At 61.5% G+C, this 12,747-nt stretch carries 9 protein-coding genes; all 9 read left to right on the top strand.

Annotation, left to right across the window (positions count from 1 at the left end; all coding sequences use genetic code 11):
- Positions 1-41: 41 nt before the first annotated feature.
- Positions 42-1,307 carry a metallophosphoesterase family protein gene (locus E8K79_RS03980; protein WP_136513573.1) on the top strand — a complete coding sequence of 422 codons (1,266 nt, stop codon included), beginning with the start codon at positions 42-44 and terminating at the stop codon, positions 1,305-1,307.
- Positions 1,298-4,261: an AAA family ATPase gene (locus tag E8K79_RS03975; protein ID WP_136513572.1), complete on the top strand. Its 2,964-nt coding sequence runs from the start codon at positions 1,298-1,300 to the stop codon at positions 4,259-4,261. The genes E8K79_RS03980 and E8K79_RS03975 overlap by 10 nt, the downstream gene beginning before the upstream one ends.
- 158 nt (positions 4,262-4,419) lie before the next feature.
- Positions 4,420-5,316, top strand: a complete 897-nt coding sequence (locus E8K79_RS03970; protein ID WP_136513571.1) for a DMT family transporter — start codon at positions 4,420-4,422, stop codon at positions 5,314-5,316.
- A gap of 307 nt (positions 5,317-5,623) precedes the next feature.
- Positions 5,624-6,307: a site-2 protease family protein gene (locus E8K79_RS03965; protein WP_136513570.1), complete on the top strand. Its 684-nt coding sequence runs from the start codon at positions 5,624-5,626 to the stop codon at positions 6,305-6,307.
- A 34-nt stretch (positions 6,308-6,341) separates the two neighbouring features.
- Positions 6,342-7,325, top strand: a complete 984-nt coding sequence (trpS, locus tag E8K79_RS03960; RefSeq protein WP_136513569.1) for a tryptophan--tRNA ligase — start codon at positions 6,342-6,344, stop codon at positions 7,323-7,325.
- Positions 7,326-7,515: 190 nt separating this feature from the next.
- Positions 7,516-8,343 (top strand): segregation and condensation protein A, encoded by an 828-nt coding sequence (locus E8K79_RS03955; protein ID WP_136513970.1) that lies wholly within the window; start codon positions 7,516-7,518, stop codon positions 8,341-8,343.
- A gap of 231 nt (positions 8,344-8,574) precedes the next feature.
- On the top strand, positions 8,575-9,168 hold the full coding sequence (gene scpB / locus E8K79_RS03950) for an SMC-Scp complex subunit ScpB (protein WP_136513568.1): 594 nt from the start codon (positions 8,575-8,577) through the stop codon (positions 9,166-9,168).
- Positions 9,169-9,217: 49 nt separating this feature from the next.
- Positions 9,218-10,018, top strand: coding sequence for an AmmeMemoRadiSam system protein B (gene amrB / locus E8K79_RS03945; RefSeq protein ID WP_136513567.1), 801 nt, complete (start codon positions 9,218-9,220; stop codon positions 10,016-10,018).
- A complete protein-coding gene (locus tag E8K79_RS03940) occupies positions 10,018-12,639 on the top strand; it encodes an A-adding tRNA nucleotidyltransferase (RefSeq protein WP_136513566.1) in 2,622 nt (873 codons plus the stop codon). Before amrB ends, E8K79_RS03940 begins: the two co-directional genes overlap by 1 nt.
- Positions 12,640-12,747 lie beyond the last annotated feature (108 nt).

Raw genomic sequence — 12,747 nt, 5'->3', positions numbered from 1 at the left:
GCGGCGGTATACCTGTGCAATTCCTTTTCGCCGGAGCCCGCATGACCGTTCGCTTCATCCACACCTCCGACATCCACCTCGGCAAGACCTATCGCGGCTCCGGTTGCGATGCCCAGCGCTACCAGGACTTCTTCGCGACCTTCGCCGAGATCGTGGCCGACGCGATCCGTGAGCGGGTCGATTTCGTCCTGATCGGCGGCGACCTGTTCCACACCGGCCAGATCCTCCCCAAGACCTTCGCTAAGACCATCGAAATACTGCAGCCCCTGAAGGATGCCGGCATCCCCTGCATCGCCGTCGAGGGAAACCACGACTGGATCCATCGCCGTGACAGCGTCTCGTGGATGGAAGCGCTCTCGCAGCTCGGCTACATAAGGCTCTTGCGCCCTTCGCGCACCGCCGACGGCGGCTATCTTTTCGATCCCTTTGACCCCGAGGAGGGGGGGGGCGGGCACATCGAGGTGGGTGGTATCAATATCTACGGCCTGGGCTACATAGGCTCACAGGCAGGAAACCACATCTCCCGCATTTGCGACGCGGTTGCCACGAAGCGGAACATACTGCTCTTCCACGTCGGCGTCTGGACCTTTTCCCCGGTGGAGATCGGGAACATAAAGCCGGAGGAGGCGATGCCGCTTTCGGAGTGCTTCGATTACGTGGCGCTTGGGCACGGGCACAAGCCTTACATCGTGAACGATGCGCAGGGGCGCCCGTACGCCTTCAACCCCGGTTCGCCGGACTGCGTGAACTTCGGCGAGGAGCGTTACGACAAGGGGTATTACCTGGTTGCGCTGGAGCCGGACGGCAAGGTGCAGCACGAGTTCCGTCGCACCTCGCCGCGCCCGATGCTGGTCGTCACCGCGAACCTGGACGGAGCCGCCAACGCCACGGACGCCCTGGAGCGTTTCAAAGGGGAAATGGCCGGGAAACTCACCGGATGCGCCGACGAGAGGTCTCCGCTCATCGAGGTGCGGCTGGCCGGAAAGGTCGGCTTCCACCCGTTCGAGCTGAGCCGCGACCGTCTGCGCGCGTCCCTGTGCGAGATCAGCGAGCCGCTCCACCTGGAGATAAAGAACCACCTTTCCCTGGTTGCCGGAGGGGGAGGGGAGGAGAAGGTAAAGAAGAGCCTCGCCGAGATCGAGCGGGACGTGCTTGGTGAGCTAATCGGCGCCAACAGCCAGTATCAGGGGCGCGTTGAAGAGCTGACGCGCCTGAGCCTCGCGCTGCGCGACCTGGTGCTGAAGGGGGACGTGGAAGGCGAGGAACTCCTGAGCCTTCTCTCTTCTGGAGGTGAGCCGTGCGCATAGTCTCGGTCCATCTCAAGAACATCAAGTCGCACCGTGACAAGGAACTATCCTTTTCCCCGGGGATCAACGTCCTCTCTGGTGCCAACGGCTCCGGCAAGAGCACCATCTTCGAGGCGATCGGCTACGCACTATTCGGAGTGGACGCGAAGGACTTCGTCTCCAATGCGGAACGCTTCCTCACCATCGGCGCCAAGCGTGGCGAGATCGGCGTCGTTTTCGAGACGGCGCCCGGGGAGCTGTACCGGGTGACGCGTACCGTCGGAAGTGCCGGGAAGTGGTTGCTCGCAAAAGATGTCGGCGGAGAGTTCGAAGTCGAGGAGCACGCCAACATGGAGGAGACTGAGGCGCGCATCGCGAAGCTGCTCGGCCTCTCCGCGGGGCGTCCGCTCTCGGAACAGTTCAAGTTGGTGATCGGCCCCTTTCAGAACGACTTCCTCGGGCCGTTCGTCATCAAGCAGCCGGCCAAGCGTCAGGACGCTTTCGACGAGATCCTGGGCATCGACGCCTGGCGCAAAACGCAGGATAAGACCAAGGTTTTGACCAGCACCATTAAGGCAAAGCTTGATGTGCTGCAGGCCGAGGTGGACAGCAGGTCCGAGCAGGTCGCCGTGTTACCGGCCAAAGAAGAGGAACTGGCCGCGTTGCGGACGCAGGGTGAGGCGAAGAAGGCCGAACTTGCACTTAAGAATGCGGAACTTGAGCGGGCCACGACTCTCCTCAACGCGCTTGAGTCGAAAAAGGAATTGATCCAGTCAGTCCAGCAGGAGGTGCAGGGGCTCGAGGAGCGCGCCGAATCCGGCAAGAACTACGTATCGAACCAGCAACTCCTGGTGGAACAGTCTAAACATGCTGCCGCGCTCGTCGCGGCGTCCGCTGCCGGGAAGCAAGGGTACGATGCCGCCGAGGGGAGGCTGAAGGAGCTGCGCGAGCAGGAACAAAAGAAGCACCAGTTGGAAAGAAAGCTCACCGATCTCGAGAAGGAACAGGGGACCGTTCAGGCGATGCTGGCGGGGGAGAGCCGTGAACTCGAGCTTGCCCGCGCCTCGATGGACGAGGAGCTGAAGAACCTCACGGCCGAGAAGGAATCCCTTGCGGCTGCCCTGGTGGAGCAGAAGAAGCTCGCTGCAGTTGCGGCACGAGGTCTGGCCGACGCGGAGCGGAGCAGGGTGCTCTTCCGCGAACTCCCCGTGCACAACGTGGAGACCACGCTGCCGTACCTGAACGTCGCCCTAAGCCGGATCGAGGAGATCGACAGGCAGATCGAGGAGCGGCAAAAGCTGCTGGCCGGGAGCGAAGCGCTGAAGGCCGAAGCGGAAAAGCTTGCCGAACGAAGGACGCGGTTGGAGGAGCTGCAGGCGCAGCGCTCCGAGCTCGCCGGGCGCAAGCTTTCGCTCGTCGAAGGACGCGAGAAGATCGGTGCGGGAGAGTGCCCCTTCTTCCTGGAGCCGTGTCAGAACCTGAACGGCGCCGACCCGGCCGGACTCTTTGACGCCCGTATCGCCGCTCTCGACGAGCAGATCGCGGGGCTCGACCGCGAGGCGGCCGAACTGGCGACCCAGGTCGGTGCCGCCCAGCAGGCCGAGCGCGAACTTGTCGCCATGAAGCAGGTGCATCTGGAACTGACCAAGGCCGAGCGGGAACGAGCGAAGCAGGAGGAGGAATTCGGTCGTAACTACGCCCAGATCGCAGTCCACGCACTTCGAGCACCGCTTGAAGAATGGCTTGCAACCGCCGGACTCGGTGATGTTTGCTCCACTGAGTTGCCGCTTGTGGATCTCGACCTTGCTGCGGCTCCGCAGTTGCGTCGCGACGTGCTATCCAGTACGACTGACGACTGGCAGCGCATCGTTGCCGGGTTGGAAGCGGCCCTGGAAGATCGCGTCAAGCTGGCCGGAGAGCCGGTGCAGGAATACGACCGCAAACTCACCGCCCTCTCCGTTGGCTGCGAGGCGCTGGAGAAAAGGGAGCGCACTCTCGACGGTGCACGAAAACAGGCGGCGCAGCGCGAGCAATCCATCGCCGGGCACAACGCCCGACTGTCCGCGCTGCAAACGGAGGTCAGCGCCAGAAAGACGGAGCTTGCCGTTTTCGCGGACGTGGAGCGCGGCGTAAAGGAAGCTGAGGATGAGCTGGTGCGCTTCCAGCCGGAGCGCGATCGATACATAGCGAACCAGAAGTCCGCGGAAGAGTTGGTAAAGCGCCAGGAAACGCTAGAGAAATACCAGGGGCGCCTGAAGGAGATAGCTTCCGACCTCGCCGCGAAGCAGGCAGAACTCGGGAAGCTCGTGGCCGGCTACCGTCCGGAGCAGCATGAGACGGCGAAAAACGAGCGCGAACAGCTCGTGATGACGGCCACGCGACTCAGCTCCGAGATCGGCTCCATCGCCAACGACGTCACCCGCCTCGAGGGAGAAACTGCGCTATTACGTGCTGTCGCCGCAGAGATCGAGCAGAAGTTGGCCGACATCGCGAAGCTCAAGGAGCAGGCCGACCTCGTTAAGTTCCTGCGCAACCAGGTGTTCAAGAACGTTTCGGCCCAGCTTTCCGAGCGCTTCCGGGAAGAGATCAGCTTCCGCGCCGACCGGATCTATCGCAGCATCTGCGAGTCCGACGAGGAGCTTCTCTGGGGCGACAACTACCAGATCGTACTGAAGGATATGGTGGATGGTGCCATGAGGGAGCGTACCGACGACCAGCTCTCGGGGGGGCAGATGATGAGCGCGGTGGTCGCCTTGCGCTTGGCCCTTTTGCAGACCATCGGCGCGCGCATCGCCTTTTTCGACGAACCCACCTCGAACCTTGATGCGGAAAGGCGTGAGAACTTGGCGAAGGCGTTCCGGGCCATCGACGTCGGGCAGGAGGAGGTCACTGAACACTGGTACGACCAGCTCTTCCTGGTGAGCCACGACGTGAGCTTCACCGAGATTACGGATCAGACGATACAGCTGGATTGATTCACGCAGGAGGACGGCAGCCTGCAGCCAAAAGTTCCCTCCCCCGCAGGGGTAGGGTTAGGGAGGGGGATGCTGCTTGTTGCAGGCTGACGCCTTCCCCCCTCCCGGCCTCCCCCCTCCAGGGGGAGGAGGAATTCAGGAATAAGGATCTATATTCAATGACCGACAGGCACAAGGGGGCGTGGTTCATCGTCGCTTCGGCGGCGGGATTCGCAACGCTCGGCATCCTCATAAAAAGCGCCTTCACCGGCGGCGCCAACATCAGTACCGCTCTGGCCGGGCGATTCCTGTTCGCCGGGCTTTTCCTCTTCGGCATAGTACGCGCCCGCGGCATCGACTGCCGACTGGACAAAAAGGTTGCTTTTCAGCTCATCCTTATGGGAGCCGTAGGCTACGGCGGCATGTCAGGGCTTTACGCGAACGCGATCCACTACCTGCCTGCTTCGCTCACCGGGATGCTTCTTTACACCTACCCGGCGCTCGTCACCGTGCTCGCCCTGATCGTTGGTGAGGAGCGTTTCAACAGTACCAAGGGGATTGCGCTGGTGGTCTGCTCGATAGGTCTCGTCCTGCTGCTGGGGGCGTCGTTCGAGGGGGCGCAGCTCTCCGGTGTGCTTTCGGCTTTGGGGGCGGCGGTGATCTACAGCTGCTACATCATCATCGGCAACCGGATCCTCAAGGACATTGACCCCATGGTCACTTCGCTCTGGGTCTGCACCGCCGCCGGGCTCGCCTTTTTGTGCTACGGCGCCGCCAAAGGCGAAATCATCCTGGAACTTACCCCGCAGGGATGGCTTTCCATCCTCGGCATCGCCGTCTTCCCGACCCTTTTCGGCGTGATGGGGTTCTTCGCTGGGCTGCGCCTGGTCGGAGCGACCAACGCCTCGATAATCAGCATGCTCGAGCCGCTCATCACCGTGCTCCTCTCCGCAGTTTTGCTCGGGGAACGGATTACTGCGCTGCAGGGATTCGGTGGGGCCGTGCTCCTCTTCGGCGGACTCATCCTGCAACTGTGGGGGCACGAGGCGAGGCACGAGATGGTGACAGAGGTTTAGGGCCTGACAAGGCAAATCCCCCCTGTCCCCCCTTCGCAAAGGGGGGAACGTGATGCCATGCTCACTGCTTCGAGACTAACGCAGACATGCTTCCCCGGTATTTCCTGAAGAACTTCGCAAAGGGGGGAACGTGATGCAACGCTCACTGCTTCGAGACTGACGCACGCATACTTCGCCGGGACTCTTCGCAAATGGGAGTAAAGGCCGGAATGGAAGGTACCCCTCCCAATCGCCTGCTATCGTTGACTTTCCGACACCGATCTGCTAGAGACATAGGGCTTGTAGCTAACACGGTTTAAAGGACGTCATGGACCAGTTCTTCATAAAGTTGTCCATCATGCTGGTCCCGGGTCTCATGGCAATCACCTGCCATGAGGTGTCCCACGGCTTCATCGCCGACAAGTTTGGCGACAGCACCGCGAGATCCCTGGGGCGCCTGACGCTCAACCCGATCAAGCACCTGGATATCCTCGGCACCATCATGATCTTCGTCATCGGGATCGGATGGGCCAAACCGATGCCGGTAAACTTCAACAACCTGCGCCATCCCAAGCGCGACATGATCTGGGTTGCCGCCGCGGGGCCCATCACCAACTTCTGCCTGGCGACCCTCTCGGCCTTTCTGATGCGCGGCCTGATCGCGGCTACCCAGGAGGTGCCCGCGGGGAGCATGATCGCTGCCGTCGTGGACCCGGTCACCCTGATGCTCGCCTTCTCGGTGTACATCAACCTGCTGCTCGGCATCTTCAACCTTATCCCGGTGCCGCCGCTGGACGGCGGAAGGGTGGCGGTCGGCCTGCTGCCGTACGGTCCCTCCAACGCGCTCGCCCGGGTGGAGCCGTTCGGCATGATCATCATCATCGCACTGGTGTTCTTCACCAATGCCTTCAGCTACGTCATATCTCCCGCCCTCAGCTTCGGCGTGCACCTTCTGGCAGGTCCTTACTCGAACCTCGTCTTCGGCGTCACCCGGCTCATGATGAGAGGGTAGGCTGGATATAGAAACCAAAAAGGAGTCCGTTTTTATGAGCAACAACCGTATCGTGAGCGGCATGAGACCGACTGGAAAGCTGCACCTCGGGCACTACCACGGGGTTCTGTCCAACTGGATGGAATTGCAGCGCAACTTCGAGTGCTTCTTCTTTGCCGCTGACTGGCATTCCTTGACCACGGAGTACGCCAGCACGGACGGTATCCAGGACAGCATCACCGAGATGGTGCTCGACTGGCTTGCTTTCGGGATCGATCCCGAGCAGAGCGTGATCTTCAAGCAGAGCAAGGTGCCGCAGCACGCGGAACTGAACCTGATCCTCTCCATGATCACGCCGGTCTCCTGGCTTGAGCGCAACCCGACCTACAAGGAGATGCAGGAGAACCTGACCACTAAGGACCTCTCTACCTTCGGCTTCCTCGGCTACCCGGTGCTGATGGCGTCCGACATCATCGTCTACAAGGCCGCCCGTGTTCCCGTCGGTCAGGACCAGATTCCGCATCTCGAGATCACCCGCGAGATCGCGCGTCGCTTCAACTACCTCTACGGCGAGGTCTTCCCGGAGCCTGCGGCGCTTCTCACCGAGACCCCGAAAGTGCTCGGGATCGACGGCCGCAAGATGAGCAAGAGCTACGGCAACGCGATCTTCCTCTCCGACGACGCCGAAGAGACCAGGAAGAAGGTCATGTCCATGGTGACCGACACCCTGCGTCCCTTCAAGCGCGACCCCGGCGAGCCGGACCGCTGCGTCGCCTTTACGCTGCACTCTCTCTACGTCGATGCCGACAAGCGCGCCGAGATTGTCGAGGGTTGCCGCAGTGCCCAGCTTGGCTGTGTGGACTGCAAGAAGATCCTCGCGCAGGCCATGGTCGACACCCTGGCGCCGTTCCGCGAGAAGCGCGTGGAGCTTGCCGCGAAGCCGGGTCTTGTGGACGAGGTGCTCGCCGAGGGTAGCCGCAAGGCCGAGGTAGTCGCCCGACAGACCATGGACGAGGCGCGGGCGGCGCTGAAAGTCTAACGGCTAAGGAAACGTTCAACGTTCAGCGTTCAACGTTCGAGCTGGGCGGTCCTAAATGGCTTGGGGTACCTTGGCTTTCGAGGCTCTTTTTAGAGAAATGGCAAGCCACGAGTGGCGCTGCTTAGAAGGATAATCTCGGCGAACGTTGAACGTTGAACGTAGAACGGGTTTAGGAGCCTTTTTGGAAGAGATGCAAAGCAACCTGTTCTCCGACGCACTGGACCAGGCTTACCGGGTGCGTATCGAGGAGTTTGAGGGACCGTTGGACCTGCTGCTCCACCTCATCAAGAAGAACGAGGTGGACATCTACAACATCCCAATCGCTGCCATCACCAGGCAGTACCTCGACTACATGGAGATCATGAAGGAGCTGAACCTCGACATCGCCGGGGAGTTCCTCGTGATGGCTGCTACCCTGCTGCAGATCAAATCTCGCATGCTCCTCCCGGCTACCCCGGAGGAGGACGGCGAGGCCGAGGTCGAGGACCCGCGCGCCGAACTGGTCCGCCGCCTCCTCGAATACCAGCGCTACCGCGACGCCTCTCAACTGCTCAACTGCCGCAACCTCCTTGGGCGCGAGGTCTTCGCCCGCAAATTCGATGCTCCCGAGTTCGATGAACTGGAGCCGGTCGAAGAACCGGCGGACGTGGAACTCTTCGAGCTTATCGAGGCATTCCAGAAGGTGCTGGCACGCGTCTCGGTGGATACCTTCCATGACGTCGTCGCCGACGGCATCTCTATCGCAGACCGCATCGGCGAGGTGCTCTCGGTGCTCCACGTCGAAAAAACGGTCTCCTTCGACGCACTCTTCACTACCGGCATGACCCGCGACCTCCTGGTGGTCACCTTCCTTTCTATCCTCGAACTCTGCAAGCTTAAGCTGATCAAGGTGGTGCAGACGGAGAACCGTGGCGCCATCTGGCTGCATCTGGCCACCAAGGAAGATGGGGAAGGGGAGGGGGAAGGGACTGAAGCGGAGGGTGAGGTCGAAGGCGAGGAAGCTACGCTCACAGCTTGATGCCTTTCGGATTTTTTGCTTCGTGGTGAAGTTGGATGCTGCGGTTACCGTGGCTGAATCCCCTCTGTCCCCCCTTCGCAAAGGGGGGGACGCGAGTCCGAACGTGGCGCTTCGTAGGCATGTGTATCCGCTCCTCGGACTCTCCGAAGAACCTGTAAGTATCACTTTGGGGCGGATTGTTTCGCGATTCGCCCGCTTTTGTCTTAACTTGAATGTACCGGAGGAACCTGGTTGTCCGCTAAGTCGCTCAAATCGATCGTAGAAAGCATCCTTTTCATCCACGACCAGCCGCTCACGCTGGACCGGCTCGCCTCCATCCTTGAGGAATTCGAGCGGGCCGATCTGCGCGCCGCGCTGGATGAGTTGATCGAGGAGTACGAACAGGCGCAGCGCGGCATCGTCCTTATCCAGGTGGCCGGCGGTTACCAGTTGAGAAGCCGCCCGGAGCACGGCGACTACGTCCGTAGGCTCAACAAGACCAAAGGGGTGAAGTTCAGCCAGTCCGCGCTGGAAACGCTTGCCATCGTCGCCTACCGCCAACCGATCACCCGCGCCGAGGTGGAATACCTGCGCGGCGTCGACTCGGGTGGGGTGATGAAGAGCCTCCTGGAGAAGAAACTTCTGCGTATCATGGGGAAGAAGGATGTCCCGGGGAAGCCGCTCATCTACGGTACGAGCCGCGAATTCCTCGAGCTGTTCGGACTTAAGGACCTGAACCAGCTCCCGACACTCAAGGAGATCCAGGAACTCGTGCGTCCCGATCCTTTCGCGGACCAGCCCGCGCTTCCCCTCGAGTCCGTTGAAGAGGAACCTTTGCCGGGTTAAAATATCCCCTGGCTCGCTGTTCATGAGCACTTCCAACAAGGAGGCTGGTATGGTACGGCAACCTGCTGTGGCCGGGAAGTTCTACACCGGCGATCCGGACCGGCTCCGCGAGGAGCTCTCCGCCATGGTACCGCAGGGGGAGGCGCAAAGCGCCCTCGGCATCATCGCTCCCCACGCGGGGTACGTCTACTCCGGCAAGGTGGCCGGGAAGGTGTATTCCGCCGTTCGCATCCCCGACACCGTCCTCGTCTTAGGCCCCAACCACACCGGCACAGGGAGCGCCGCGGCGCTTTCCCCAGATACGGAGTGGCTGACACCGCTTGGTTCCGTCCCCGTTAACCGCAGGCTCTCGCAGCTCATCCTCGATCACGCGCCGCTTGTCCGCGAGGACGCCCTGGCGCACCGCTTCGAGCACTCCCTCGAGGTCCAGGTCCCATTCCTGCAGTACCTAAACCCGTGCGTCTCCATCGCCGCCATCTGTCTCGCCATCCCGGATTTCCCGTCGATCTCCAGAATCGGCGAGGGGGTCGCCAAGGCCATCGCGGCCTACGGCGAAGAGGTCCTCATCGTGGCGAGCTCCGACATGACCCACTACGAATCGGCTGTGCAGGCAAAGGCGAAGGACGATCTGGCCCTTGCGCAACTCGCGAACATGAACCCGGAAGGGCTCCTGCGCGTTTGCCGCGACAAGGGGATCACCATGTGCGGCGTGATACCGGCCGCGGTCATGCTGGTCGCCGCCAAAATCCTCGGGGCCACCTCCTGCAGGCTGGTGCACTACGCCACCAGCGGAGAGGTGAACGGCGACCTACGCAATGTCGTCGCCTACGCCTCACTCGTGGTTTCCTGATGGAGGTCATCACCACCCACGTCAACGCCGATTTCGACTGCGTCGGCTCCATGGTCGCGGCGAAGATGCTCTACCCTGACGCGCTCCTCGTCTTCTCCGGCGCGCAGGAGAAAGGAGTGCGTGACTTCTTCCAGAAGGGGCTACACCCGGAGCTCTCTTTCGCCCGCATCAAGGACATCGATCTCTCCGCAATCACCCGCCTCATCGTCGTCGACTGCCAGCATTCCTCCCGTCTCGCGAAGTTCGGCGAACTCGCGAAGGCTGGCGGCGTTGAGCTGCACATCTACGATCATCATCCGACGAGCTCCGGCGATCTGAACGCCGTCGGCGGCGTGATCCGCCCCTGCGGTTCGACCACCACGATCCTGGGCACCATGCTCATGGAGCGGGGGATCGAGGTTACTGCGAGCCAGGCGACCCTGATGATGCTCGGCATCCACGAAGATACCGGCAACCTCACCTTCCCATCGACCACCGCTGAGGACTACGCCGTTGCGTCCTGGCTCCTCGAGCGCGGCGCGCAACTAAACGAGGTCGCCGACTCAATAGGACGTGAGCTGACCGCCGAGCAGGTGTCGCTTCTGAACACCCTGCTCACCTCCTTGAAGACCAGCTCGCTCAAGGGGGTGGACGTCTCGGTGGCGCACGCCTCGGTGGATCGCTACGTCGGCGACATCGCACAGCTCGCCCACATGATCCGCGACATGGAGAACCTGCAGGTACTCTTCCTCGTCGTCGGGATGCAGGACCGCGTCTTCGTCATCGCAAGAAGCCGCATCCCCGAGGTGAGGGTAGGGGAGATCCTGAAGGAGTTCGGAGGAGGGGGGCACGCGACGGCAGCCTCGGCCACGGTGCGAGGGCTAACCCTCATTCAGGTGCTGGAGCAGTTGGAGACGGTGTTAAGAAAACGGGTTGATCCGATCCGCGTTGCGCGCAACATCATGTCGTCGCCGGTGAAGACCCTGCCGCCGGACTGCACCATAGAACAGGCGCGCGAACGCCTGGTGCGCTACAACGTGAGCGCGATGCCGGTGGTCTCAAGCGGCGAGGTGGTCGGGATCATCTCGAGAAAGACGGTGGAGAAGGCGCTCTACCACAACCTAAACGGTGTCCCGATCTCGGACTACATGCATTCCGAGTTCTACGTCGCCGCTCCTGACACCCCGATCAGCGAAATACAAAATTACATGGTGGGTGGCGACTCACGCCTCGTGCCGGTCCTTTCGGACAAGAAACTGCTCGGCGTCATCACGCGCACCGATCTCCTGCGCTACAGCCTAGGCAGCGAGGCGATCTACGACCTTTCGCGCGACGCCATCCAGGTGAAAAACCGCGAGGTGGAGGCGCTGATGAAGAAAGCCCTCCCCAAGCGCTCGGTGCAGATCCTCCATGATCTTGGGAACACCGGAGACATACTCGACCTCGCGGTGTACGCAGTGGGGGGCTTCGTCCGGGATCTCCTCCTCGGGCAGGAGAACGCGGACGTCGACGTAACCGTTGACGGCGACGGGATCCTCTTTGCCGAGACCTTCGCCGCGTCGCACGGCTGCCGCGTGAAAAGTCATGAGAAGTTCGGCACCGCCGTCATCGTTTTCCCCGACGGCTTCAAGATCGACGTCGCCAGCACGCGCCTAGAGTATTACGTCTCCCCGGGCGCCCTCCCCACCGTGGAACGCTCCTCGCTCAAGATGGACCTCTACCGGCGCGACTTTACCGTGAACACCCTCGCCATTTCACTGAACGCCCCATCCTTCGGAAAACTGATCGACTACTTCGGCGCCTATCGCGACCTGCAGGCCAAGGTGATCCGGGTGCTGCACAACCTCTCCTTCGTGGAGGATCCGACCCGCGTCTTCCGTGCCATCCGCTTCGAGCAGAGGCTCGGCTTCAGGATCGCGAAGCACACCGAGGATCTCATCAAGACGGCGGTGAAGATGGATTTCCTCGTGAAGCTTGGGGGGAGAAGGCTCCTCTCGGAACTGGTTCAGATCCTGAAGGAAAAGGAGCCGATAAGCGGCATCTGCCGCATGGCGTCGCTGGGGCTTCTGCGCTTCATCCATCCCGGCCTCGAGCTGACCCCCGAACTGCAGGGGACCCTCGAGGAGGCGCGTTACGTGGTCTCCTGGTTTGATCTCCTCTACCTGGAGCGTCCCTACGAGCGTTGGGCCGTCTATTTCCTCGCCCTTTGCGAGCGGCTTACCCAGGAGCAGTTCCTCGATACCTGCACCAGGCTAGCGGTGAGTGAGCACTACAGGGAGCGTCTCGCCGAGACGCGCCGCCAGGGCGATGAGCTCGTGGGGCCGATGGAGCGCAAGCTTGCGCGCGGGGAGCAGGTGGAGAACAGCGAGATTTACTTCACCCTGCGCGGGCTCCCCGTCGAGATCCTCCTGTACCAGATGGCGAAGAGCGGCAGCTCCGAGGTAAAACGCTGCATTTCTCTCTACTTCACCAAGCTGCACGGCACGCGTCCACTTTTGAAGGGCGAGGATCTGAAGCAGCTCGGCGTGAAGCCCGGCCCGCTTTTCCGCGAGGTGCTCGACGTCGTGTTGAGTGCGAGGCTCAACGGAAAGGTCTCCAGCAAGGAAGACGAAACCGCACTGGTCCGCAAAATCCTCTCCTGATTGTGGCTTTTTTGCCACACTGCCGCCTTTTCACCGTATTCTGTTATCTTCCCGTTAAATAACGGTTCTTGTCTGGGGCGTATGACCGGAGTGTTGCATCATGAGCAC

This window comes from Geomonas edaphica (assembly GCF_004917075.1).
GTDB classification, from domain to species: Bacteria; Desulfobacterota; Desulfuromonadia; order Geobacterales; family Geobacteraceae; genus Geomonas; species Geomonas edaphica.
Note: the sequence above shows the minus strand (reverse complement) of the source record. Positions and strands in the feature narration are given on the sequence as shown.

Excerpts from the sequence above, each read along its gene's own strand:
- E8K79_RS03980 (WP_136513573.1), top strand. The coding sequence starts at position 42 with ATGACCGTTCGCTTCATCCACACCTCCGACATCCACCTCGGCAAGACC.
- amrB (WP_136513567.1), top strand. The coding sequence starts at position 9,218 with ATGGTACGGCAACCTGCTGTGGCCGGGAAGTTCTACACCGGCGATCCG.
- E8K79_RS03970 (WP_136513571.1), top strand. The coding sequence starts at position 4,420 with ATGACCGACAGGCACAAGGGGGCGTGGTTCATCGTCGCTTCGGCGGCG.
- E8K79_RS03940 (WP_136513566.1), top strand. The coding sequence starts at position 10,018 with ATGGAGGTCATCACCACCCACGTCAACGCCGATTTCGACTGCGTCGGC.
- trpS (WP_136513569.1), top strand. The coding sequence starts at position 6,342 with ATGAGCAACAACCGTATCGTGAGCGGCATGAGACCGACTGGAAAGCTG.
- E8K79_RS03955 (WP_136513970.1), top strand. The coding sequence starts at position 7,516 with ATGCAAAGCAACCTGTTCTCCGACGCACTGGACCAGGCTTACCGGGTG.
- E8K79_RS03965 (WP_136513570.1), top strand. The coding sequence starts at position 5,624 with ATGGACCAGTTCTTCATAAAGTTGTCCATCATGCTGGTCCCGGGTCTC.